Origin of the sequence: Streptomyces sp. col6 (assembly GCF_008042035.1) — a bacterium.
Taxonomy (GTDB): Bacteria; Actinomycetota; Actinomycetes; order Streptomycetales; family Streptomycetaceae; genus Streptomyces.
Window position 1 is genome coordinate 610,566 of sequence record NZ_RDBL01000006.1, and the last position, 23,889, is coordinate 634,454.

A 23,889-nucleotide genomic window follows, 5' to 3' on the forward strand; every position below is an offset into this window, starting at 1 on the left:
GGGCCGGTCTCCCCGAACGAGTTCGGGGAGACCGGCCCTTCGTGTATCGCCCGCGGCGTTACTTCTTGATGACCAGGGTGTTGGCGGCCTTGTCGTGCCAGCCGCGCAGCTGCCCGGTGTTGTCGAAGAACGGCGAGATCACGATCAGGACGTAACCCAGGAAGCAGGTGATGTAACCGAGGCCGATCGGGAAGCCCCAGCGGACCAGCGCCGGGCCGAAGGTCGGCTTCTGGCCGGTCCGGGAGTTGACGATCCGCATGCCGAGGATCATCTTGCCGGGGGTGGTGCCCATCGCGCTGACGAAGATGACGTCGTAGAAGATGAACGTCAGGGCCGAGACGAGCACGGCCCCGAAGATGGAGCCCAGGGCCAGCCCGGCGGAGCTGTCGTCGTCCGCCTTCATGCCGGCGAAAGCGGCCCCGAAGATGATCATGTTGAGCACGATCACCACGATGTAGGCGAAGATCATGTCGAGCAGACGCGCGCCGAAGCGGGCGCCGTACGTGCCGACCTCCACCGTGCCGAGACCGGGGACGTTCGCGTAGCCCTCGGGCGCCGGGCCACCGGGCTGGCCCGGGTACTGCGGCGGGACCTGGCCGTACGGGGCCTGGCCCGGCTGCTGCGGGTAGCCGTAGCCCGGCTGGCCCTGCGGCGGGACACCCTGGGGAGCCTGCGGGTAGCCGTATCCGGGCTGGCCCTGCGGCGGCTGGCCGGGCTGCTGCCCGTAGGGGTTGTTCGGGTTCGGGTCGCCGAAGCTCATCTGGGCGTTCCTCCAACGGACGTACGGGGACGGGTGCGGCCGCGCGGAGGAAAGAAAACGTCAGTGGTCCGCCCCCCGGGTACTTCTGCGGCACTGCGGCCTTCATCGTTATAAGTGGAAAGTAAGTTTGTCCAGTCGTGCCCGAAGAAGTTGTGCAAGTGCAACCTGGCCTGCCCGAACCCTGGGCGGAATTGGTCCGGGGGCGGGGTCATCCGCGAGTATGGGCACATGACTGCCCAGATTCTCGATGGCAAGGCCACCGCAGCCGCGATCAAGTCCGATCTGACCGCCCGCGTGGCGGCCCTCAAGGCCCGGGGCATCACCCCCGGCCTGGGAACCCTGCTGGTCGGGGACGACCCGGGCAGCAGGTGGTACGTGAACGGCAAGCACCGCGACTGCGCACAGGTCGGCATCGGCTCCATCCAGCGCGAACTGCCCGACACCGCCACGCAGGAGGAGATCGAGGAGGTCGTCCGCGAACTCAACGCCGACCCCGCCTGCACGGGTTACATCGTGCAGCTTCCCCTCCCCAAGGGCATCGACACCAACCGCGTCCTGGAACTCATGGACCCGGCCAAGGACGCCGACGGCCTCCACCCGATGAACCTCGGCCGGCTGGTGCTCAACGAGACCGGCCCGCTCCCCTGCACCCCGCAGGGCGTCGTCCAACTGCTGCGCCACCACGGCGTGGAGATCAACGGTGCGCACGTCGTGGTCGTCGGACGCGGTGTCACCATCGGGCGGTCCATCCCGCTGCTGCTCACCCGCAAGTCGGAGAACGCCACGGTGACCCAGTGCCACACCGGTACGCGGGACCTGGCCGCCCACCTGAAGCAGGCCGACATCATCGTCGCCGCGGCGGGCGTGCCGCACATCATCAAGCCGGAGTACGTGAAGCCGGGCGCCGCGGTCCTCGACGTCGGCGTCAGCCGTGACGAGGACGGCAAGATCGTCGGCGACGTCCACCCGGGCGTGGCCGAGGTCGCCGCCTGGATCTCGCCGAACCCGGGCGGTGTCGGCCCGATGACCCGCGCCCAGCTGCTCGTCAACGTGGTCGAGGCCGCCGAGCGCGACGCGTCCGCCGTCTCCGCCGGCTGATCAGGTCCGGGAGGAACCCCATGGGTGCGACGAGCGGCGCCGCCGAAGAGGCCGGCACGGGGGCGCCCGGGGCCCCGGCGGAAACGCCAGGGGCGCCGGCACGGACGCCCGGGTCCGCGGCCGGTGACGCGAGCGGTGCGGAGGCCGGCGGTGCGGACGCCAACGGTGCGGACGTGACGGTCGCGGACGAGGGCGGTGCGACGCGGAGCGATGCGAGCGCGTCCGGCGCCGACGAGGACGGTGGGCCGGACCCCGCGCCCGACACCGGCGCCACCGTCGCCGACACGCGGCGGTCGCGGCGGTTCTCGCTCACCCGGGACACCGCGCGGCCCGAGGGCGGCGGCCGGGCGGCCGGGGGCGACGCGCCCGCGCCGGCCCGGCAGTGGCCGCTGCTCGCGGTGCTCTGCACGGCCGGTGCCGGACTGCTGATCGTGGCCGCCGACCCCTTCGAGCAGGCGTTCCGCGTCGGCACGATACTGATCGGCATCGCCCTCGTCGCGGGCGCGGTCCTGCGTATCGCCGTGCGTTCGGTGGGCATGCTCGCTGTGCGGTCCCGCTTCACCGACCTGGTGACGTACGGGCTGCTCGGCACCCTCATCGTGCTGCTCGCGCTGGTCGCGCAGCCGCAGCCGTGGCTGGACATCCCGTTCCTGGAGGACGCGGTCCACTTCACGGTCCGCTGACCTGTGGTCCGTATGACCGGTGCCCGTCCCCTCCCCCGAGAAGGGACGGACACCGGAGCGGGGGCAACCCGGAGCACGTGGCTCCGAAAGCGGCGATCGAGCGGCCTTGCCCCGGCCTGTGTCCAGCCTTGTTGACAGGCCTCACCCGTTCAAGGGATGGCTGGGGCCTGTGGCACGGAAGTGACCATTCCGCCACTGTGTGATCGTCAGGCAACGGGGGCCGGGCGGCCGTGCGGTTCCGGGTCGGATAGCCTGGCGGGCGGATATCTCTTCACATCAAGATTCAGGGATGTCCCGCACCAGGGGCCAGGAGCCCGGACCGCCAGCTGTCTAACGGAGATCGCCATGACCCGCACTCCCGTGAATGTCACCGTGACCGGCGCAGCCGGCCAGATCGGCTACGCGCTGCTCTTCCGCATCGCCTCCGGCCACCTGCTCGGCCCGGACGTGCCGGTCAACCTGCGTCTCCTGGAGATCCCCCAGGGGCTGAAGGCCGCCGAGGGCACCGCGATGGAGCTCGACGACTGCGCCTTCCCGCTGCTGCGCGGCATCGAGATCACCGACGACGCCAACGTCGGCTTCGACGGTGCGAACGTCGCCCTCCTCGTCGGCGCCCGCCCCCGCACCAAGGGCATGGAGCGCGGCGACCTGCTCTCCGCCAACGGTGGCATCTTCAAGCCGCAGGGCAAGGCGATCAACGACAACGCCGCGGACGACATCAAGGTCCTCGTCGTCGGCAACCCGGCCAACACCAACGCGCTCATCGCGCAGGCCGCCGCCCCGGACGTCCCGGCCGAGCGCTTCACCGCGATGACCCGCCTCGACCACAACCGCGCGATCTCGCAGCTGGCCGCCAAGACCGGTGCCGCCGTCTCCGACATCAAGAAGCTGACGATCTGGGGCAACCACTCGGCCACCCAGTACCCGGACATCTTCCACGCCGAGGTCGCCGGCAAGAACGCCGCCGAGCTCGTCAACGACGAGGCCTGGCTGGCCGACACCTTCATCCCGACCGTCGCCAAGCGCGGCGCCGCGATCATCGAGGCCCGTGGCGCGTCCTCGGCCGCCTCCGCCGCCAACGCCGCCATCGACCACGTGTACACCTGGGTCAACGGCACCGCCGAGGGCGACTGGACCTCCATGGGCATCCCGTCGGACGGCTCCTACGGCGTCCCCGAGGGCATCATCTCGTCCTTCCCGGTCACCACCGAGAACGGCACCTACAAGATCGTCCAGGGCCTGGACATCAACGAGTTCTCCCGTGCGCGCATCGACGCGTCGGTGAAGGAGCTCACCGAGGAGCGCGACGCGGTCCGCGAGCTCGGCCTCATCTGATCCACCACGCACCACGCCCCCGGCAGCCGCAGCGCTGCCGGGGGCGTGGTGTTTTTACGTCAGCAAAGACCGTCCGCGATGTCCCGCACGGCCGCCATGGCCCGCCGCAGGAGCCCGGGGCCGAACGTGATCCTGGTCGCGCCCCGCTCACCGAGGAGGCGCGGCCCCGGCCCGTCCGCGACGGCCAGCGCGTTCAGCGGCTGCCCCGGCAGGGCCCCGGCCAGCAGGCCGAACACCTCGGCCGGGGCGGCGATCGGATAGAGGCAGTCCGCCCCCGCCGCCGTGTACAGCCGGGCCCGGCGCAGCGTCTCCGCCGCCGGGTCCACGGAGTCCGGGACGCCCGTGACGTACGTGTCGATCCGGGCGTTGACGAACAACGCGTCCCCGGCCGCCGCCCGCACCGCCGCCAGCCGGTCCGCCTGCCGTCCGGCGTCCACCAGGACCCCGTCCACGGTGTCCTCCAGATTGCAGCCGACGGCCCCCGTGACGAGCAGCCGCTCCACCAGCTCACCGGCCGCCAGCCCGTACCCGGCCTCGATGTCGGCGGACACCGGTACGCACACGGACCGGGCGATCCGCGCCACCGCCGCGAACATCTCGTCGGCGGGCGTCGCGCCGTCCTCGTAACCGAGGGACGCGGCCACCCCCGCGCTCGGTGTGGCGAGCGCGCGGAAGCCGGCGTCCGCGAAGGCCCGCGCGCTCGCGGCGTCCCACGGGCCGGGGAGGACCAGCGGGTCGCCGGGGGCGCGGTCGTGGTGCAGGGCCCGCAGGCCGGAGGCGGTCACCGGGCCGCTCAGCCGTGGTCGCCGGGCGTGTAGTGGCCCGGCACCATGCGGGTGGACACGGCGAACCGGTTCCAGGCGTTGATCGTGATGATCGCGCCGATGAGGTGGGCCAGCTCCTCCTCGCCGAAGTGCTTCGCGGCCCGCGCGTACACCTCGTCCGGGACGAAGCCGTCGGTCAGCAGGGTCACCGCCTCGGTCAGCTCGATCGCCGCGATCTCCTTCGGCGTGTAGAAGTGCTGCGACTCCTCCCACGCGCTGAGCTGGATGATCCGCTCCAGCGACTCGCCCGCCGCGAGCGCGTCCTTGGTGTGCATGTCCAGGCAGAACGCGCAGTGGTTGATCTGCGAGGCCCGGATCTTCACCAGCTCGCCGATCACCGGGTCGATGCCCCTGCGCGAGGCGGCGTCCAGGCGGGCCATCGCCTTGTAGACGTCGGGGGCGTGCTGCGACCAGGCCAGCCGCTGGGTGTGCTCGGGGCAGTACTCGGTGGTGCTGTCGCTGTTCTCGTTCGTCGTCATGCCCCTCACGCTACGGGGTGAGTGGCGCAGCGGTATGGTCCATTTCCATGACGGATGCCTGGGCCACTTTCGGGACCGACCTCCACCTCGACACGACCGGCTCGACCGGGCTGCGGGCCGGCCTCATGGACGCCCTGCGCGAGGCCGTCCGCACCGGCCGGCTGGCCCCCGGCACCCGGCTGCCGTCCTCCCGCACCCTCGCCGCCGACCTCGGCATCGCCCGCAACACCGTCGCCGACGCCTACGCGGAACTGGTCGCCGAGGGCTGGCTCACCGCCCGCCAGGGCTCCGGCACCCGGGTGGCGCGGCGCGCCGAGCCCCGGCCCCCGGCCACCGCCGCACCCCGCACCCGCCCGCCGCGCAGCACACCGGCGTACAGCCTGAAGCCGGGCACACCGGACCTGGCGACGTTCCCGCGCGCCGAGTGGCTGAAGGCCGCCCGCCGCGCGCTCGCCGCCGCGCCGTACGACGCCTTCGGCTACGGCGACCCGCGCGGCCGGATCGAGCTGCGCACCGTCCTCGCCGAGTACCTGGCCCGAGCCCGGGGGGTGTACGCCGACCCGGACCGGATCGTGGTCTGCGCCGGCTTCGTGCACGGCCTGATGCTCATGGGCAAGGTGCTGCACGGGCGCCGGGTGCGTGAGGTGGCCGTCGAGTCGTACGGGCTCGGCATCCACACCCGCCTGCTCACCGAGGCCGGGCTGCGCATCCCCTGCCTGCCGCTCGACCGGTACGGCACCCGCACCGGCGAGCTGCACACCCTGCGGAACGCGGGCGCGGTCCTCCTGACACCCGCCCACCAGTTCCCGACGGGGGTGCCGCTCCACCCGGACCGGCGGGCGGCGGCGGTCGACTGGGCGCGGTCCACCGGCGGGCTGATCCTGGAGGACGACTACGACGGCGAGTTCCGCTACGACCGCCAGCCGGTCGGCGCCCTCCAGGGCCTGGACCCGGAACACGTCGTGTACCTGGGCACGGCCAGCAAGTCCCTGGCGCCGGGGCTGCGGCTCGGCTGGATGGTGGCGCCGAGCGCCATGGCCGCCGAGATCGCCGGGGCGAAGGGGGCCAGCGACTGGGCGCCGAGCGCGCTGGACCAGCTGACGCTCGCGGAGTTCATGGCCTCCGGCGCGTACGACCGGCATGTGCGGTCCATGCGGCTGCGCTACCGCAACCGGCGCGACCAGCTCGTCGCGGCGCTGGCCGAGCGCGCCCCGCGGATCCGGGTCAGCGGGATCGCCGCGGGGCTGCACGCCGTCCTCGAACTGCCGGAGGGCAGCGAGGCCGAGGTGATCCGGGCGGCGGCCTGGCAGGGACTCGCGGTCGAGGGCCTGGCCTTCTACCGCCACCCGGGCGCGGACCCGAGGCGCGAGGCGCTGGTCATCGGCTACGGGACCCCGACCGACAGCGCCTGGACCGGTGCGCTGGACGCACTGCTGCGGGTGCTGACGTAGCCGGGGCCTCACAGCCCCCCGGCCTCAGCCGCGCAGGACCGCCCGCAGCTGGTCGAGGCCCCAGTCCAGGTCCTCCTTGTTGATCACCAGCGGCGGGGCGATCCGGATCGTGGAGCCGTGCGTGTCCTTCACCAGGACCCGGCGCTCCATCAGCCGCTCGGAGATCTCCCGGCCCGTGCCCAGGGCCGGTTCGATGTCCACGCCCGCCCACAGCCCGCGTCCCCGTACGGCCCGCACCGCGCCCCCGCCCACCAGCAGTCCCAGCTCCTGGTGCAGATGGTCGCCCAGCTCGGTGGCGCGCTGCTGGTACTCGCCCGTGTTCAGCATCGCGATGACCTCCAGCGCCACCGCGCAGGCCAGCGGATTGCCGCCGAAGGTCGAGCCGTGCTCCCCGGGCCGGTACACCCCGAGCACCGCCGCCGACGACACCACGGCCGACACCGGCACCACCCCGCCGCCGAGCGCCTTGCCCAGCAGATACATGTCGGGCACCACGCCCTCGTGCTCGCAGGCGAAGGTCTTCCCGGTCCGGCCCAGACCGGACTGGATCTCGTCGGCGATGAACAGCACGTCCCGCTCGCGGGTCAGCTCACGGACCCCGGCGAGATAGCCCGGTGGCGGCACCAGCACGCCCGCCTCGCCCTGGATCGGTTCGATGAGCACCGCCACCGTGTTCTCCGTCATGGCCTCGCGCATCGCGGTGAGGTCCCCGTACGGCACGATCTCGAAGCCGGGGGTGTACGGGCCGAAGTCGGCGCGGGCCTCCGGGTCCGTGGAGAAGCTGATGACCGTCGTCGTCCGGCCGTGGAAGTTGTCGGCGGCGACGATGATCTTCGCCATGCCGTCCGGGACGCCCTTGACCCGGTAGCCCCACTTGCGGGCGGTCTTCACCGCGGTCTCCACGGCCTCCGCCCCGGTGTTCATCGGCAGCACCATCTCCATGCCGCACAGCTCCGCCAGGCGCGTACAGAAGTCGGCGAACCGGTCGTGGTGGAAGGCCCGGGAGGTGAGCGTCACCCGCTCCAGCTGCGCCCGCGCCGCGTCGATCAGCCGGCGGTTGCCATGGCCGAAATTGAGCGCCGAGTAGCCGGCGAGCATGTCGAGGTGGCGCCGGCCCTCGACATCGGTCATCCAGGCCCCTTCCGCCGTGGCGACGACGACGGGCAGCGGGTGGTAGTTGTGCGCGCTGTGCGCCTCGGCGGAGGCGATGGCGTTGTCCGTGGTCGACACGGGATCTCCGATCGTCGTGCGGCGTGGGCCGGGGTTGGGCCCACTTTGTATCGTCGGTCGGTTCTCCCGCGAGGAAACCTTCACTTCACGGCGCGCCCGCGTTTTCCGCTGCCGGCGGCGGTACGTGAGGCCGCCGGACGATTCCTCCACCGGCTGCCCGAGATGGCCCGCACACCTGAGACAATGACTCCATGGCCTCTGAACGTCCCCGTGTGCTCTCCGGAATCCAGCCCACCTCCGGCTCGTTCCACCTCGGCAACTACCTCGGCGCGGTCCGCCAGTGGGTGGCGCTGCAGGAGTCCCACGACGCCTTCTACATGGTGGTCGACCTGCACGCGATCACCGTCGCCCAGGACCCCGCGCAGCTGCGGGCCAACACCCGCCTCGCCGTTGCGCAGCTGCTCGCCGCCGGGCTCGACCCCGAGCGCTGCACGCTGTTCGTCCAGAGCCATGTGCCCGAGCACGCCCAGCTGGGCTGGGTGATGAACTGCCTGGCCGGGTTCGGCGAGGCCTCCCGGATGACGCAGTTCAAGGACAAGTCCGCCCGGCACGGCGCCGACCGGACCACGGTCGGCCTGTTCACCTATCCGATGCTGATGGTCGCCGACATCCTGCTCTACCAGGCCGACGAGGTCCCGGTGGGCGAGGACCAGCGCCAGCACCTGGAGCTGACGCGCAACCTCGCCGAGCGGTTCAACACCACCTACGGCGACACCTTCACCGTCCCGGACCCGTACATCCTCAAGGAGACGGCGAAGATCTACGACCTCCAGGACCCGTCGTCGAAGATGAGCAAGTCGACGGCGAACCCGAAGGGCCTGATCAACCTCCTCGACGAGCCGAAGACCACCGCCAAGAAGGTGAAGAGCGCCGTCACCGACACCGACACGGTGATCCGCTTCGACCGGGCGGAGAAGCCGGGCGTCAGCAACCTGCTGACCATCTACTCGACGCTCACCGGTGCGTCGGTGCCGGAGCTGGAACAGAAGTACGACGGCAAGGGCTACGGTGCGCTGAAGACGGACCTCGCCGAGGTCATGGTCGACTTCGTCACACCGTTCCGCACCCGCGCCCAGGAATATCTGGACGACACGGAGACGCTGGACTCCATCCTGGCCGAGGGCGCGGAGAAGGCGCGGGCCGTGGCCGCCGAGACCCTGGTGCTGACCTACGACCGGATGGGCCTTCTGCCGGCGAAGCACTGAGTCCAAGGACCCTGGCGGCGAGGCACTCGCAGGCGGCACACTTGCGGCGTGAAGCCTGTGGCCGTCCGTGGCTGAAAACAGACCACCGAGGATTGAGGAGAACGATGTGGGGACCGTAACGCTCGGCGTTTCGATCGCGGTCCCGGAGCCCTACGGCAGCCTGCTCCAGGAGCGGCGCACGAGCTTCGGGGACCCTGCCGCACACGGCATTCCCACCCACGTCACCCTCCTGCCGCCGACCGAGGCGGACGCGGCCCGGCTGCCGGCGATCGAGGCGCATCTCGCCTCGATCGCGACCGGCAGCCGCCCCTTCCCGATGCGGCTGTCCGGCACGGGCACCTTCCGCCCGCTCTCGCCGGTGGTCTTCGTCCAGGTCGTGGAGGGCGCCTCGGCCTGTTCCTGGCTCCAGAAGCGGGTCCGGGACGCCTCCGGGCCGCTGGTGCGCGAGCTCCAGTTCCCGTACCACCCGCACGTCACCGTGGCGCACGGCATCACCGAGGCGGCGATGGACCGGGCCTACGCCGAGCTCGCCGACTACGAGGCGTCCTGGACCTGCGGCGCCTTCGCCCTGTACGAGCAGGGCCCCGACCTGGTCTGGCGCAAGATCAACGAGTTCCCGTTCGGAGCGGGCGGAGCCGGGCCCGCCGTCCCCGCCCAGAGCGGCAGCTCCCTGGACGAGCCCTCGCTCCACCCGTAACGGGGCCCCGCCCGCCGCTCAGACCGGCAGGCGGCGGAAGAGCGGCCTCGGCACGTGCCGCAGCGCCGACATCACCGCGCGCAGCGCCCCCGGCACCCACACCGTCTCCGAACGACGCCGCAGCCCCGTCACGATCGCGTCCGCCACCGCACCCGGCGTCGTCACCAGCGGCGTCCGGGTGAACGGGATCGTCGTGAGCGGCCCCCCGGCCCTCCGGACCGCCGCCCCATCGGGGACCACGGGGCCGGGGCGCACGACCATCACATGCACCCCCGTGCCGTGCAGCGCGTCCCCGAGGCCCTGGGTGAACACGTCCAGGCCCGCCTTGCTCGACCCGTAGATGAAGTCCGCGCGCCGGGCCCGCTCACCGGCCACCGAGGACAGCACCACCAGCGAACCGTGCCCCTGCGCCTGGAGCGCGCCCGCGCACACCAGCCCGGCGGAGACCGCGCCGGTGTAGTTCGTCTGCGCGACCCGGACCGCCGCCAGCGGTTCCTCCTCGTCGCGCTCCTGGTCGCCCGGGATGCCGAAGGCGAGGAGCACCATGTCGATGTCGCCCTCGGTGAAGATCTTGCCCAGGACCGTCTCGTGGGACTCGGTGTCCAGCGCGTCGAACGCCACCGTCTGCACGTACGCCCCCCGGTGGCGCAGGTCCTCCGCGGCGGCCTCCAGGGCGGGCGAGGGCCGGCCGGCCAGCCAGACCGTGCGGGTGCGGTGGGCGATCAGGCGGCGTGCGGTGGCGAGCCCGATCTCCGACGTGCCGCCGAGGACGAGCAGGGACTGCGGGGCACCGAAGGCATCCTTCACGGGAACGCTCCTAGGAGGGGAAGAGGGGGTCTACAGCGACAGCCGGCGGGACAGGTCCGAGCGGAACGCCCCGTTCGGGTCCAGCTCGGCCCGCAGCGCCCGGAAGTCGGGCAGCCGCGGGTACATCGCGGCGAGCGCGCCGGGGCGCAGCCGGGAGTCCTCCGTCAGCGAGACCCGGCCGCCCGCCGCCGCCACCTCCTCGTCCAGGGAGTCGAGGAAGCGGGCGAGCCGCGGCAGGCCGGCCGGCAGATCGAGAGCGAGGTTCCAGCCCGGCGCGGGGAAGGAGAGCCAGCCCGAACCGCCCTCGCCGCACCGCCTGAGCACGGCCCGGAACGAGGGACAGCGGCTGCGGGCGATCCGCCCGACGATCCGGCGCAGGGTCTCCTCCTGCCCGTGCCCGACCAGGAACGCGTAGTGCACCCGGCCGCCGGTGGGGGAGACGCGGTTGCTGTGGGGCGTGGCGTCCAGGGCGCGGAAGAAGGCGGCGAGCGACTGGAGTTCGCCGGTACGGGACCGGGGCGCGGAGCGGTAGCCGATCTCGTTGAGCGCGGTGGCGGTCAGCCGCCCGAACAGGCCCGACAGGAACGGGAGGGCGGCGGGCCCGCGCGCCGGGCGGAGCGCGAGCGCGGTACGCCGAGCGTGCGCGGGGAGCGCGTGCACCGGGACATGGCCCGCCCGGACCAGCACGCCGCGCCCGGTGGCCCGGCCCCGGGCGGTGAGGTCGATTCTGGCGTACTCGTAGGGGCGGCCGCCGCGCGTCATCCGGGCCAGCAGGTCGTCGAGGCCGCCCGCCCGCTCGGTGTCGACCGCCATCAGGGAGGTGGTGACGGGGCGGAACCGGAGGGTGGCCGACAGGATCACCCCGGTCAGGCCAAGACCGCCGGCGGTCGCGTCGAAGAGGGGAGTGCCGGGGTGGACCGTACGCACCTCGCCGTCCGCGGTGAGCAGCGTGAACTCCATGACGTGGCGGGAGAAGGAGCCGGCCGCGCGGTGGTTGTCGCCATGGGCGTCGGAGCCGATCGCGCCGCCCACCGTGACGTACCGCCCGCCGGGCACCACCGGCAGGAACCAGCCGAGCGGCAGCATCACCTCGCGCAGCCGGTGCAGGGTCGTGCCCGCGTCGCACACCACCAGACCGGCCGCCGCGTCGATCGCCCGGACGCGGTCCAGGGCCGTCATGTCGAGCACCGAACCCCCGGCGTTCTGCGCCGCGTCACCGTGCGCCCGGCCCAGGCCCCGGGCGATCGAACCGCGCGGCCCGCAGCCCAGCACGGTCGCCGCGGCCTCCTCGTAACTACGGGGGCGGAAACGCAGCGCGGTCGTCGGGGCGGTGCGGCCCCAGCCGGTCAGGGACACGGTGTCGACAGACATGAGGGTGACCGTATCGCCCGGGATAACACCTTTGAGGGATTTGTTACAACACTCACCGAAATGGGTGATTGAAGCTCCGTCATCTCCTCCACCCCGCACCGGATTTCGGTTTTCCCGGCCCCGAGGGGTAGTCGTGACCCATGGACTGGCTGAAAAAACTCCCCGTCATCGGGCCACTCGTCTCCCGGCTGATGGAGACGCACGCGTGGCGCAGCTACGAGACGCTGGTGCGGGTCCACTGGACCCGGCTCGCCGCGGCGATCACGTTCATCAGCTTCCTCGCCCTCTTCCCGCTGATCGCCGTCGGCGCGGCGATCGGCGCCGCGCTGCTCACCGACAAGCAGCTGGACAAGATCGAGGACAAGCTCGCCGAGCAGGTGCCCGGCATCTCCGACCAGCTCGGCATCGACGGCCTGGTCGCCCACGCGGGGACGATCGGTCTGGTGGCCGGTGCGCTGCTGCTCTTCACCGGTATCGGCTGGGTCGGCTCGATGCGGGACTGTCTGCGCGCGGTCTGGGAGCGGGACGACCTGGACGAGGGCAATCCGGTCGTCCGCAAACTCAAGGACGCGGGGGTGCTGTTCGGCCTGGGCGGCGCCGCGCTGGTGACCTTCGCGATCTCCTCGGTCGGCTCGGTGGCCATCGGCTGGGTCGCCGACCTGCTCAACATCCCGGAGAACGGGGCCGGCGGGGTGCTGCTGCGGATCGCCGCCCTGCTGGTGGGGGTGGCCGCCGACTTCCTGCTGCTGCTCTATCTGCTGACGCTGCTGCCCGGCGTCGAACCGCCGCGCCGCCGGCTCGTCGTGGCCGCGCTGGTCGGCGCGGTCGGGTTCGAACTGCTGAAGCTGCTGCTCGGCAGCTATATGAGGGGCGTCGCGTCCAAGAGCATGTACGGGGCCTTCGGGGTGCCGATCGCCCTGCTGCTGTGGATCAACTTCACGGCCAAGCTGCTGCTGTTCTGCGCCGCCTGGACGGCGACGCCGAGCAAGGAGGACGACCCGGCGGTGGACGCGGAGGAGGACCCCGCGCCCGCCGCCCGGCGCGTCACGGGCGAGGACGGCGACGCATCAGGTCCGGCAGCGGCCAGCGCCGGTTGACCAGGAACACCGCGCCGGCCAGCAGGACCAGCACGCCGCCGGCGATGCCCAGCGCGATCCCGGCCCCGCTGGAGCCGTCGGTGGCGGCCGCCGCCTGCGCGGCCCGGTCGGGACCGTGGTCGCCCTTGCCGCCGGCCGTGTCCGCCTCGGCGCCCTTGCCGGCGCCCTCGGTGTCCGAGCCCTCGCCCACGACCGCGGACTTCGGCGGGACCAGCTCACCGACCGGGGTCACCTTGCTGTGCGCGGCGAACCCCCAGTCCAGGAGCCGGGCCGCCTCCTTGTAGACCGCGTGCGTCTCGTCGGAGGACGGGTTCATCACGGTGACGAGGAGGACCTTGCCGTCGCGCTCGGCGACACCGGTGAAGGTGTTGCCGGCGTGCGTCGTGTAGCCGTTCTTGACGCCGGCGATGCCCTTGTACGCGGTGACGCCGTCGGCCCCGGTGAGCAGTCGGTTGGTGTTCTGGATGCCGAAGGTCTCGCGCTTCTTGCCCTTCTTCTTCTCACCGGGGAACTGGGCGGTCGCGGTCGAGCAGTACTCCCGGAAGTCCGCGTTCTGCAGTCCGTCGCGGGCGAAGAGCGAGAGGTCGTACGCGCTGGAGACCTGCTCGGGCGCGTCGTACCCGTCGGGCGACACCACGTTCGTGTCCAGCGCCTGGAGCTCCACCGCGCGGTCCCGCATGGCCTGGACGGTCTTCGGGACGCCGCCGTACATCGAGGCCAGTACGTGCACCGCGTCGTTCCCGGAACGCAGGAAGACCCCGAGCCACAGGTCGTGCACCGTGTAGCTGAGGTCCTCCTTGATCCCCACCAGGCTGCTGCCCTCACCGAGATCGGCGAGGTCCTCGTCCTTGACCGTGTACTCCCGCGTCTTCGGCTGGAGCGCCGGGTCGTCCAGCAGGGTGTCCGCGAAGAGCATCTTCAGCGTGGACGCCGGGGGCAGCCGCCAGTGGGCGTTGTGCGCGGCGAGTACCTTGCCGCTCTCCGCGTCCGAGACCATCCACGACCGGCCCGTCAGGTCCTTGGGCAGCACCGGGGCACCCGCCATGAGATTGACCTGGGTGCCGGACCGCCCCAGCTGTGCGCCCCCGACCTGCGACATGTTCGAGGGAGGCTTGGGGGCGTCGTCGTCCCCACCCGCCGCGGAGGCGGGCGTCACGACAAAAGCGGACAGCAGGGCGGCAGAGGTGACCGCCAACGCGGCCTTCTTGAGAGCTGGCACGGTCGAAAACGTACATGCAGTTGATGTGAATATATGTATCGGCGTCGTGACCCGCCGTGCGGACCGCCGGGACGGACCACCCCGCCCGAGCCACCCGGAGCGCGGCGGCGATACTGAAGCCATGAAGCTCAGCCGCCCGGTGTCCTGGTTCCTGCTCGCCTTCGGGGCGTGGTCGTGGGTCATCTGGGTCACCTTCGCTAAAAACTTGTGGAAGGACGGCAGCGGCCTCGCCTTCGACGACGCCGGTGACCCGACCGCGTACTTCTGGGTGCATCTGCTGCTCGCCATCACGTCCTTTCTTCTGGGGACGGCCGTGGGATGGATCGGGTTCCGGGGCGTCAGGGCCCTGCGCACCGAGAAGGCTTGAAAGCGTCGGCCCCGTCCGTGGGTCGAATCGGGCGATACAGGGGCGAACGGGGCTAAGGGGCAGCCGTGCGGATCGTGGGGTTCACTCTGGTGGCGGTCGCGGTGCTCGCGCTGCTCGTGGCCGTCCACCGCTATGTGTGGCGCCGGTTCGTCGGTGACACCACGACACCCGGCAGCCCATGGCGGCGGGCCGGCACGATCGCCGCGTACGTGCTGCCGCTCCTCAGCGTCGGTGCCCTGGTCTCCGGCCGTGCGGGTGCGCCCTTCCGCATCCAGCAGGTGCTGGCCTGGCCGGGGTTCCTCTGGCTCGCCGCGCTGCTCTATCTGACGCTCGCGCTGCTGGTGGGCGAGGCCGTGCGCCCGCTGCTGCGCCGGTGGCTCGCGCGCCGGGCGGCCGCCGCGCCGGAGCCCGAACCGGAACCCGCGCCCGTGTCCGTACCCGCGTCCGCGCCGGAGGCCGCCCCCGTGACGGAGCCGGCCCCCGGACCCGTACCGGAACCCGCCCGCGGGTCCGCCCCCGGCGACCCGTCGCGGCGGCTGTTCGTGGCGCGGGCCGTCGGGGGCGCCGCCGCGGCCGCCGGGTTCGGGACCGTCGGCTACGGGACGTACGGGGTGCTGCGCGGGCCCCGGGTGAAACGGGTCACCGTGCCGCTCGCCCGGCTGCCCCGGTCCGCGCACGGATTCCGGATCGCCGTCGTCAGCGATATTCACCTGGGCCCGATCCTGGGCCGGTCCCATACGCAACGGATCGTGGACGCCGTCAACCGGACGCAGCCCGATCTCGTCGCGGTCGTCGGTGATCTGGTCGACGGATCGGTGGACGATCTCGGTCCGGCCGCCGAACCGCTCGCCGCTCTCCGTGCCCGGCACGGCGCGTTCTTTGTCACCGGCAATCACGAGTACTACTCCGGTGCGGCCCAATGGGTTGATCACATAAGGGAATTGGGACTGCATCCGCTGGAGAACGCGCGGGTGGAGACCGGCGGTTTCGATCTGGCCGGGGTCAATGACATCGGTGGCGAGAGCGAAGGGCAGGGCCCGGATTTCGCCCGCGCCCTCGGCGACCGCGATCCCGGCCGCGCGGCCGTGCTCCTGGCCCACCAGCCGGTGGTCATCGACGAGGCCGTCGAATACGGCGTCGACCTGCAGCTCTCCGGGCACACCCACGGCGGCCAGCTCTGGCCCGGCAACTACATCGCGGAGCTGTCGAATCCCACGGTCGCCGGACTCGAACGCTACGGCGACACCCAGCTCTACGTCACACGCGGCGCCGGTGCCTGGGGCCCGCCCGTGCGGGTCGGAGCACCCTCCGACATCACCGTCGTCGAGCTCGCGTCCCGGCAGGCCTAAGTGCCTGCGCGGACGTTCCGGAATGGCTGATCCGGTGACCGGTGGTGAACCCTCTGTATTCGAGGTAACGGGCAGAAGGTTTCGACTGACCAACAATTGACTGTGAGCCTCTGATCTCCCCTTCCAGATGTGAAAATCGTGTGATTGGCTGAGCGCGAACGTGCGGTGATCTGCGTATCTGAGCGCGACACCGAGGTGGGGCAGTTAAGGGAGAGCACGTCAATGCGGTCGATCCGGCTACGGATTCTCGCGATTTTCGCGGTATTGGTCATCGCAGGCGTGGTCGCCTGGCAACTGCTTCCCTCGGAGGAGGGCGACTCCGACCCGGTCGTCGTCGGCACGACCGACGCGGTGACCTCGCTCGACCCGGCGGGCGCCTACGACGCCGGTTCCTGGGCGATGTACAGCAACGTCTACCAGTCGCTGATGACGTTCAAGTCCGGGGCGATCGTGCCCGAGCCGGACGCCGCCGAGAGCTGCGGCTTCATCGGCGGGAAGCTGCAGACGTACCAGTGCAAGCTCCGTGACGACCTGACGTTCTCGGACGGCAAGGACGTCACCGCCGAGGACGTCAAGTACTCGTTCGACCGGATGCTGGAGATCAAGACGGACGTCGGTCCCTCGGTCCTCTTCCCCAGCCTGAAGAACGTGGTCGTCGACGGGCGGGTCATCACCTTCAACCTCTCCTCGCGTGACGCGACCTTCCCGCAGAAGATCGCCACCGGCGCCGGCGCGATCGTCGAGAAGGACGCCTACGCGGAGCACAAGCTGCGCAACGACAACAAGGTGACGGGCTCCGGTCCGTACGTCCTGAAGTCGTACGAGCCCGGCGTCAAGGCCGAACTCGTGCCGAACTCGCGGTACAAGGGAGCGCTCAAGGAGACCGGCGGCCCGGTCACCGTGCGCTACTACAAGGAGTCGGAGGACCTCCTCGCGGCCTGGAACTCCGGCCAGGTCGAGGTCACTCACCGTCAGCTCCCGCCGGCCACGCTCGCGAGCCTGAACCCGGGCGACACCGACAAGCGCGTCACCGAGGCCGACAGCGCCGAGATCCGCAACCTCGTCTTCAACGTCCGCAAGGACTCCCCGCTCGCCGACCGCCGGGTCCGCCAGGCCATCGCGGCGGTCATCGACCGCGGTCCGCTGGTGAGCGACGTCTACAAGGGCACCGTCGACCCGCTCTACTCGCTGATCCCGCAGGGCACCATCGGGCACAGCACCCCGTTCTTCGACGCCTACCCCTCGCCGGACGCCAAGCGCGCGAAGGCGCTCATGGAGGAGGCGGGCGCCCAGACGCCGCTGCCGGTCACCTTCGCCTACCGCGACGGCGACCAGTACATCGAGGAGACGAAGGAGATCCAGCGGCAGCTGAACGCCACCGGGCTGTTCAAGGTCAAGATCAAGGCCGTCGAGTGGACCCGGTTCCAGAAGGGCTACGCGAACGGCGAGTACGACATGTACACCGTCGGCTGGCTCCCGGACTACCCGGACCCCGACACCTTCAGCCAGCCGCTCGTCGGCCGCGACAGCAGCCTTCACAACGGTTACACCAGCAAGAAGATGGACCAGCTGATCAGCTCCACGCTGCAGTACAGCGACCGCAGTCGGGCCTCGGCGGACTTCAAGGCGCTCCAGAAGCTGGTCGGCGAGGACGTGCCGCTGGTGCCGCTGTGGCAGAAGAAGGACTACGTCGTCGCCAAGGCCGACATCTCCGGTTCGCAGTACCTCTCCGACGGCACGGGCGTGTGGCGCCTGTGGGAGCTCGGCCGGATCTGATCCGTACGGCAACGGCGCACGCGGGCGGTCAGGACTTCTCCGGTCCTGCCGCCCGCTTCGTCGTTCCCGGCATGAACTCGTCCAGCACCTCGTGCACCTGGCGCACCAGCGGCCGCAGTACCCGGAACCGGGACAGCGCCACCGCGCGGGCGGCGATCGGGACGGTGCGCGCGACGAGCCGGCGGCTGCGTTCCGCGCCCTGGGTCCGGTCGTACACCCAGAACAGCACCAGGCCCATATGCATGAGCCACATCAACTCCGGGAGCTGCGGGCCCAGTTCGGGGTCGGTCCGGGTGGTGGAGCCGGTCAGGCACTCCTCGTGGAGGGCGATGACCGCCTCGCGGGCGGCGGCCGACTCCGCCGAGAACGGGCTGAGCGGGCTCTCGGGGTCGGCGGCGTTCTTGAAGAACTGGGTGGCGAAGGGGCGGTACGGCTCCGCCACGTCCAGCCACGCGAGGAGCACCCCGCGCATCCGCGCCGCGAGGTCCTTCTCGCCGTCCAGGACCGGCCGCACCGCCGCCGCGTGCTCGGCGGCGAGCCGGTCGTAGAAGCCCTGGACCAGGTGCTCCTTGGACGAGAAGTAGTAGTAGGCGTTGCCCACGGAGACGCCGGCCTCCTGGGCGATGGCCCGCATCGTCGTCCGGTCGAAACCGCGCTCCTGGAAGAGCCGGAGTGCGGTTTCGAGGATCAGGGCACGGGTCTGCTCGCTCTTGGGGGCCTTGACCGCCTTGGCGTCCTTCTCTTCCTTCACCACGGGCCCGAGCGTATCCGGGTCGCGCCCCCTACCCGGCCGCGGGCGTCCCCGCCGGTGCCCCGGCCTCGTGCGCCTTCCCGGCGGCGGGGGCCCCGAAGCGCCGCACGCCCGGCACGGCGGCGGTGCCCGCGCAGGCCGCACCGGCCACCAGACCGGCCACCGCGAGCGGGATCTCCGCGTCCCAGGCGGAGGCGGCGAGCGGGGCGAGGGCGTAGCCGAGCGGCATCGCGGCGAAGGACAGCAGCCAGTCGTACGAGGTCACCCGGGCCAGGGTGTGCGCGGGTATGGCGGACTGGACGGCGGTCTCCCAGACCGGGTTGAGGAAGCCGAGACCGGCCATGGCGATCCCGTACGCGGCGAGGGACACCGCCATGGGCGCGTGCCCGGCCAGCAGGCAGAGCGGCAGGAAGTACAGCGAACCGGCCAGGTTGGCGGCGAGGACCGGGCGGCGCGGCCGGACCCGGCCGGCCACCAGCGAACCGAGCAGCAGACCGACCGCGCCGGTCTGGAGCAGCACGACCCAGCTCCCCTTGCCGCCGGGGCCGTTGAGGAAGAGGGCCGGGCCGAGCGTCATCAGTGTGGCCGATGCGCCGTTCCAGACGGCGTGCGCGATCAGGCTCGTCCAGTACCAGTCGCGGCTGCGGACCTCGGTCCAGCCCTCCTTGAGGTCGCTGAGCAGAGAGCGCCGGGGGATCGGTACATGCCGGACCCGGATCACGTACAGCAGGGCGGCGCTGACCGCGAAGCTCGCGCCGTCCAGCACGAAGGCCCAGCCCGGTCCCGCCGTGAGGATCAGGACACCGGCGACGGCGGGCCCGCCGATCCGGGCGGCCCCGGAGACCACCGCCATCAGGGAGTTGGCCCGCAGCAGTCCCGCCTCGTCCACGGTGCCCCGGATCAGCGGGGACGAGGTCGGCATCGCGAAGGCCCCGGCGGCGCCGCCGACCGCCTCGGCGAGGGCGATCTGCCAGAGGGCCGGGGTGCCGGACAGCAGTTCGGCGCCGACGAAGAGCTGGGTGGCGCACCGCACGAGGTCGGTGGTCAGGGCCACCGTGCGCGCGTTGAAGCGGTCGCCGACAACCCCGCCGAGCGGGAGCAGCAGCAGCTTGGGCACCATCGCGCACGCCAGGACCAGGGCGAGGGCCCCGGTGGAGCCGGTGGCCAGGTAGACGGCGAGGGTGAGCGCGGCCGGGATCGCCGCGTCGCCCAGCATCGACAGGGACCGTCCGATGAAGAGCAGCCGGAAGGAGCGTGTGCGTAAGGGATGAGCCGTGGAAGCCATGGGCGGCAATTTATTTCGGTTCCGAAGTATCCGTCAACGAGATTTTCGGTCCCGAAAGGTCCAGGGGTGCCGCGTAGGCTGAGGCGCATGGAGCTACGCGACTGGACCGACGGGCATGTCGAGCGGTGGAGACCCGTGCTTCCCGAGCTCGATCCGGACATCGAGGGCGCGGTGACCCGGATGAAGAAGCTCTCCGTCCATCTGCGCCGGGTGCGCGAGCAGTCGCTCGTCGACTTCGACCTGGACCGGCAGGAGTTCGACACCCTGCACAAGCTCGCCGGACGCGGCGGCACGGCGGCCCCGTCCGAACTGGCCGCCGACCTCGACCTCGCCCCCGCCTCCGTCACCGGCCGGCTGGACGCGCTGGAACGCCGCGCGTTCGTCCGGCGCACCCCGTCCACGACGGACCGGCGCCGCGTCGACGTCCAGCTGACCGACGAGGGCCGGGCGACCTGGCTCGGTGCGATGGGCATCCTCGGACACGAGGAGGAACGGCTGCTCGGCGTCCTGGACAAGGGCGAACGGGCCCTGCTCAACGACATGCTGCGCCGGATCATGGTGGTCGCCGAGGACCGGGGCGGCGCCGCCTGGGACTGAGTCAGCCCTTCGGGGAGTCCTCCTCCGGCCGCCCCCGCGCCATCTGCCGGGCGAGCTCCTCCCTGATGCCCTCGGGGCCGAGCGCCAGCAGCTCGGCCACCGCCTCGTCCCACCCCCGGGCCGCCCGTTCCACCGCGTCCCGGAAGCCCCGCCGCAACGGGCCCCCGGCCAGCAGCAGGACGACGGCGGCGACCGGACGCAGCAGCCAACGGCCGCGCACCGAGGCCGCCGCCTCCACCAGCCAGCGGCCGTCCTCCGCGCGCCGGGGCCGCAGATACAGCCGCGCCTCGCCCAGCAGATGCTTCACCCGTGCCCTCGCGGGGGCACGCGCGTCCGGCGGCGCGCCGGGCACAAGCGCCGCCGCGTCCCACCACGCGGCCAGATCGACCCGCGCCCGTCCCGAGCCCCGCTGGATCGCCCCCGAGCCGTCCGGCCCCCACATCCGCCCCCGCGCATCGAGCAGCCGGGGCCGGTCCGGGGAGGTCAGCCGCAGCGTCAGCCGGCCGTTCAGGTCCGGCGCGCTCACCTGCTGCTCCACCTCGACGGCACTTGTGCGCCGCCACTCGCGTACGCCCAGCGTCATGCGCTCCGCGTCGTCGGGCCGGCCGATCTCGTACCGCGCGCCGGGTGTGAGGTGACGGCCCTTCACCAGCCGCAGACCGTCGGCCGGCTGCCCGTCCGGCATGAGCACGCTCTGCCCACGCACCCGGCTGGATTCGGCCGCGTCCCAGAGCAACGAGGCCAGTTCACCGGCCAGTTCGGGGCCCACGGCCAGGACGGTGACGGAATGCCTCAGGACGGTCATCGCAGGGCCGCCGCGTACGGATCGGTCGCCTTCACAACGCTTCCCCCGCTCTCGTGCCGGCTCCGCACGACGGTACCGCCCGGGGCGGCGGGCACGGCAAGAGGCCCGGTCCCCCGCGGGGGACCGGGCCTCTTCAGGTGCTCGGGGATCAGAAGCGACGCGTGATCAGGGCGCGCTTGACCTCCTGGATCGCCTTGGTGACCTCGATGCCACGCGGGCAGGCGTCCGTGCAGTTGAAGGTGGTGCGGCAACGCCACACACCGTCACGGTCGTTGAGGATCTCCAGGCGCTGCTCGCCGCCCTCGTCGCGAGAGTCGAAGATGAAGCGGTGCGCGTTGACGATCGCCGCCGGGCCGAAGTACTGGCCGTCGTTCCAGAACACCGGGCACGAGGACGTGCACGCGGCGCACAGGATGCACTTGGTGGTGTCGTCGAAGCGCTCGCGGTCCTCGGGGGACTGCAGACGCTCGCGGGTCGGCTCGTTCCCCTTGGTGATGAGGAAGGGCATGACGTCGCGGTAGGCCTGGAAGAACGGGTCCATGTCGACCACCAGGTCCTTGAGGACCGTGAGGCCCTTGATGGCCTCGATCGTGATCGGCTTCTCCGGGCTCAGGTCCTTGATCAGCGTCTTGCAGGCGAGCCTGTTCTTGCCGTTGATCCGCATGGCGTCCGAACCGCAGATGCCGTGCGCGCAGGAGCGGCGGAACGTGAGCGTCCCGTCCTGGTTCCACTTGATCTTGTGAAGGGCGTCGAGCACACGCTCCTTCGGGTCGATCTCGATCTGGAAGTCCTGCCACTGGGCCTCGTCGGAGACCTCCGGGTTGAACCGCCGGATGCGGAACGTGGCCGTGATGTACGGCGAGTCGGCGAAGCCGGCCTCGGGCTCGGGAGCCTTGTCGGCCTTGTCCAGGGTGGGTGTAGCCATCAGTACTTACGCTCCATCGGCTGGTAGCGGGTCTGGACGACCGGCTTGTAGTCCAGCCGGATCGACTCGGTGCCGTCCTCGGCGACCTCGCGGTACGCCATGGTGTGGCGCATGAAGTTGACGTCGTCGCGGTTGGGGTAGTCCTCGCGGTAGTGACCGCCGCGGGACTCCTTGCGCGCCAGCGCCGACGTCGCCATGACCTCGGCGAGGTCGAGCAGGTTGCCCAGCTCGATGGCCTCCAGCAGGTCCGTGTTGAACCGCTTGCCCTTGTCCTGGACCGACACGTCGAGGTAGCGCTTGCGCAGCTCCGCGATCTTGTCGACCGCGGTCTTGATCGTCTGCTCGGTGCGGAACACCATCACGTTGGCGTCCATGCACTCCTGGAGCTCCTGGCGGATCGTCGCGACCCGCTCGGTGCCCGTGGAGTCGCGCAGCCGCTCGACCTGGTCGACGACCAGCTGCGCCGGGTTCTCGGGAAGCTCGACGAAGTCGCTCTTCTCGGCGTACTCGGCGGCGGCGATGCCCGCGCGGCGTCCGAAGACGTTGATGTCGAGCAGCGAGTTCGTGCCGAGGCGGTTGGCGCCGTGCACCGACACGCAGGCGACCTCGCCGGCGGCGTACAGGCCCGGGACGACGGTGGTGTTGTCGGCCAGCACCTCGCCCTCGACGTTGGTCGGGATGCCGCCCATGGCGTAGTGCGCGGTCGGCTGGATCGGGATCGGGTCCGTGTAGGGCTCGATGCCGAGGTACGTACGCGCGAACTCGGTGATGTCCGGGAGCTTGGCGTCCAGCTGCTCCGGCGGCAGGTGCGTCAGGTCGAGGTAGACGTGGTCGCCCTCGGGACCGCAGCCGCGGCCCTCGCGGATCTCCGTGTAGATGGAGCGGGACACGACGTCACGGGACGCGAGGTCCTTCATGACGGGCGCGTACTTCTCCATGAAGCGCTCGCCGTCCTTGTTGCGGAGGATGCCGCCCTCACCGCGGGCGCCCTCCGTCAGCAGGATGCCCATGCGCCAGATGCCCGTCGGGTGGAACTGGAAGAACTCCATGTCCTCCAGCGGCAGACCCCGGCGGTAGCAGGCGGCCTGGCCGTCACCGGTCAGGGTGTGCGCGTTCGACGTCACCTTGAAGAACTTGCCGGTGCCGCCCGAGGCGTAGATGACCGACTTCGCCTGGAAGACGTGGATCTCGCCGGTGGCCAGCTCGTAGGCGACGACGCCGGCGGACTTCTTGACGCCGTCCACCTCGACGACCAGCTGGTCCAGGACGTAGAACTCGTTGAAGAACTCCACGCCCTCCTTGACGCAGTTCTGGTACAGCGTCTGGAGGATCATGTGGCCGGTGCGGTCGCCCGAGTAGCAGGCGCGGCGGACCGGGGCCTCACCGTGGTTGCGGGAGTGACCGCCGAACCGGCGCTGGTCGATGCGGCCCTCGGGCGTACGGCCGAACGGCAGGCCCATCTTCTCCAGGTCGAGAACGGCGTCGATGGCCTCCTTCGCCAGGATCTCGGCGGCGTCCTGGTCGACCAGGTAGTCACCGCCCTTGATCGTGTCGAAGGTGTGCCACTCCCAGTTGTCCTCCTCCACGTTGGCCAGCGCGGCGGCCATGCCGCCCTGCGCGGCGCCCGTGTGGGAGCGGGTGGGGTAGAGCTTGGTCAGCACGGCGGTGCGGCTGCGCTTGGTCGACTCGATGGCCGCGCGCATGCCGGCGCCGCCGGCGCCGACGATGACGGTGTCGTACTTGTGGATCTGCATGGTTTACCTCTGGTCCTTCGGGCC

Annotated in this window: 23 protein-coding genes; 11 read left to right on the top strand and 12 right to left on the bottom strand. The window is 71.4% G+C overall.

Features of this window, described 5'->3' with window-relative positions; translation table 11 throughout:
• Positions 1-58: 58 nt before the first annotated feature.
• Positions 59-760, bottom strand: a complete 702-nt coding sequence (locus EAO73_RS06875; protein WP_147970528.1) for an RDD family protein — start codon at positions 758-760, stop codon at positions 59-61.
• 228 nt (positions 761-988) lie between these two features.
• Between EAO73_RS06875 and EAO73_RS06880 the strand changes: the two genes are divergently transcribed.
• From EAO73_RS06880 to EAO73_RS06890, 3 genes are all read left to right on the top strand, one after another.
• Positions 989-1,858, top strand: a complete 870-nt coding sequence (locus EAO73_RS06880; RefSeq protein WP_147970529.1) for a bifunctional methylenetetrahydrofolate dehydrogenase/methenyltetrahydrofolate cyclohydrolase — start codon at positions 989-991, stop codon at positions 1,856-1,858.
• Positions 1,859-1,878: 20 nt separating this feature from the next.
• The gene (locus EAO73_RS06885; protein ID WP_147970530.1) at positions 1,879-2,541 is read left to right on the top strand and encodes a DUF3017 domain-containing protein; all 663 of its coding nucleotides are present in this window, start codon (positions 1,879-1,881) and stop codon (positions 2,539-2,541) included.
• Between the two features lie 345 nt (positions 2,542-2,886).
• Positions 2,887-3,876, top strand: coding sequence for a malate dehydrogenase (locus EAO73_RS06890; protein WP_147970531.1), 990 nt, complete (start codon positions 2,887-2,889; stop codon positions 3,874-3,876).
• A 59-nt stretch (positions 3,877-3,935) separates the two neighbouring features.
• Here the strand turns inward: EAO73_RS06890 and EAO73_RS06895 are convergent, their stop codons facing one another.
• Positions 3,936-4,661, bottom strand: coding sequence for an isocitrate lyase/PEP mutase family protein (locus EAO73_RS06895; RefSeq protein ID WP_147970532.1), 726 nt, complete (start codon positions 4,659-4,661; stop codon positions 3,936-3,938).
• Between the two features lie 8 nt (positions 4,662-4,669).
• Positions 4,670-5,179: a carboxymuconolactone decarboxylase family protein gene (locus EAO73_RS06900; protein WP_147970533.1), complete on the bottom strand. Its 510-nt coding sequence runs from the start codon at positions 5,177-5,179 to the stop codon at positions 4,670-4,672.
• Positions 5,180-5,226: 47 nt separating this feature from the next.
• Here EAO73_RS06900 and EAO73_RS06905 point away from each other — a divergent pair, with 47 nt between their 5' ends.
• Entirely contained in the window at positions 5,227-6,630 is a 1,404-nt protein-coding gene (locus EAO73_RS06905; protein WP_147970534.1) for a PLP-dependent aminotransferase family protein, read from the top strand.
• Between the two features lie 24 nt (positions 6,631-6,654).
• Here the strand turns inward: EAO73_RS06905 and rocD are convergent, their stop codons facing one another.
• The gene (rocD, locus tag EAO73_RS06910; protein ID WP_147970535.1) at positions 6,655-7,860 is read right to left on the bottom strand and encodes an ornithine--oxo-acid transaminase; all 1,206 of its coding nucleotides are present in this window, start codon (positions 7,858-7,860) and stop codon (positions 6,655-6,657) included.
• 191 nt (positions 7,861-8,051) lie between these two features.
• Here rocD and trpS point away from each other — a divergent pair, with 191 nt between their 5' ends.
• Both trpS and EAO73_RS06920 read left to right on the top strand, forming a co-directional pair.
• Positions 8,052-9,065 (top strand): tryptophan--tRNA ligase, encoded by a 1,014-nt coding sequence (trpS, locus tag EAO73_RS06915; RefSeq protein ID WP_147970536.1) that lies wholly within the window; start codon positions 8,052-8,054, stop codon positions 9,063-9,065.
• Between the two features lie 106 nt (positions 9,066-9,171).
• Positions 9,172-9,762: a 2'-5' RNA ligase family protein gene (locus tag EAO73_RS06920; RefSeq protein ID WP_147970537.1), complete on the top strand. Its 591-nt coding sequence runs from the start codon at positions 9,172-9,174 to the stop codon at positions 9,760-9,762.
• 18 nt (positions 9,763-9,780) lie between these two features.
• Here EAO73_RS06920 and EAO73_RS06925 read toward each other — a convergent pair whose 3' ends face one another.
• On the bottom strand, positions 9,781-10,569 hold the full coding sequence (locus EAO73_RS06925; RefSeq protein ID WP_147970538.1) for a decaprenylphospho-beta-D-erythro-pentofuranosid-2-ulose 2-reductase: 789 nt from the start codon (positions 10,567-10,569) through the stop codon (positions 9,781-9,783).
• A 30-nt stretch (positions 10,570-10,599) separates the two neighbouring features.
• A complete protein-coding gene (locus EAO73_RS06930; protein ID WP_147970539.1) occupies positions 10,600-11,940 on the bottom strand; it encodes an FAD-binding protein in 1,341 nt (446 codons plus the stop codon).
• 140 nt (positions 11,941-12,080) lie between these two features.
• Between EAO73_RS06930 and EAO73_RS06935 the strand changes: the two genes are divergently transcribed.
• Positions 12,081-13,037 carry a YihY/virulence factor BrkB family protein gene (locus EAO73_RS06935; protein ID WP_147970540.1) on the top strand — a complete coding sequence of 319 codons (957 nt, stop codon included), beginning with the start codon at positions 12,081-12,083 and terminating at the stop codon, positions 13,035-13,037.
• Here EAO73_RS06935 and EAO73_RS06940 read toward each other — a convergent pair.
• Positions 12,985-14,256 carry a D-alanyl-D-alanine carboxypeptidase family protein gene (locus EAO73_RS06940; protein ID WP_412074565.1) on the bottom strand — a complete coding sequence of 424 codons (1,272 nt, stop codon included), beginning with the start codon at positions 14,254-14,256 and terminating at the stop codon, positions 12,985-12,987. The genes EAO73_RS06935 and EAO73_RS06940 overlap by 53 nt on opposite strands.
• A 121-nt stretch (positions 14,257-14,377) precedes the next feature.
• On the opposite strand from EAO73_RS06940, the gene EAO73_RS36390 reads away from it, so the two are divergent.
• The 3 genes from EAO73_RS36390 (at position 14,378) to EAO73_RS06950 (ending at position 17,748) form a co-directional block, all read left to right on the top strand.
• Positions 14,378-14,623: an SCO4848 family membrane protein gene (locus tag EAO73_RS36390; protein WP_203602060.1), complete on the top strand. Its 246-nt coding sequence runs from the start codon at positions 14,378-14,380 to the stop codon at positions 14,621-14,623.
• A gap of 65 nt (positions 14,624-14,688) precedes the next feature.
• Positions 14,689-15,972: a metallophosphoesterase gene (locus tag EAO73_RS06945; RefSeq protein WP_147970542.1), complete on the top strand. Its 1,284-nt coding sequence runs from the start codon at positions 14,689-14,691 to the stop codon at positions 15,970-15,972.
• Between the two features lie 222 nt (positions 15,973-16,194).
• Positions 16,195-17,748, top strand: coding sequence for an ABC transporter substrate-binding protein (locus EAO73_RS06950; protein ID WP_147970543.1), 1,554 nt, complete (start codon positions 16,195-16,197; stop codon positions 17,746-17,748).
• 28 nt (positions 17,749-17,776) lie between these two features.
• Here the strand turns inward: EAO73_RS06950 and EAO73_RS06955 are convergent, their stop codons facing one another.
• Together EAO73_RS06955 and EAO73_RS06960 are read right to left on the bottom strand one after the other, a co-directional pair.
• A complete protein-coding gene (locus EAO73_RS06955) occupies positions 17,777-18,502 on the bottom strand; it encodes a TetR/AcrR family transcriptional regulator (RefSeq protein WP_147970544.1) in 726 nt (241 codons plus the stop codon).
• Between the two features lie 28 nt (positions 18,503-18,530).
• Entirely contained in the window at positions 18,531-19,784 is a 1,254-nt protein-coding gene (locus tag EAO73_RS06960; RefSeq protein ID WP_147970545.1) for an MFS transporter, read from the bottom strand.
• Positions 19,785-19,871: 87 nt separating this feature from the next.
• Here EAO73_RS06960 and EAO73_RS06965 point away from each other — a divergent pair, with 87 nt between their 5' ends.
• Positions 19,872-20,381, top strand: coding sequence for a MarR family winged helix-turn-helix transcriptional regulator (locus EAO73_RS06965; protein WP_147970546.1), 510 nt, complete (start codon positions 19,872-19,874; stop codon positions 20,379-20,381).
• Position 20,382: 1 nt separating this feature from the next.
• On the opposite strand, the gene EAO73_RS06970 is transcribed toward EAO73_RS06965, so the two are convergent.
• From EAO73_RS06970 to sdhA, 3 genes are all read right to left on the bottom strand, one after another.
• Positions 20,383-21,186 carry a hypothetical protein gene (locus tag EAO73_RS06970; protein WP_147970547.1) on the bottom strand — a complete coding sequence of 268 codons (804 nt, stop codon included), beginning with the start codon at positions 21,184-21,186 and terminating at the stop codon, positions 20,383-20,385.
• A gap of 148 nt (positions 21,187-21,334) precedes the next feature.
• Positions 21,335-22,111 carry a succinate dehydrogenase iron-sulfur subunit gene (locus tag EAO73_RS06975; RefSeq protein ID WP_018519182.1) on the bottom strand — a complete coding sequence of 259 codons (777 nt, stop codon included), beginning with the start codon at positions 22,109-22,111 and terminating at the stop codon, positions 21,335-21,337.
• Complete coding sequence (gene sdhA / locus EAO73_RS06980) at positions 22,111-23,865, bottom strand: succinate dehydrogenase flavoprotein subunit (protein ID WP_018519181.1); 1,755 nt, start codon at positions 23,863-23,865, stop codon at positions 22,111-22,113. The genes EAO73_RS06975 and sdhA overlap by 1 nt, the downstream gene beginning before the upstream one ends.
• Positions 23,866-23,889: the final 24 nt, after the last annotated feature.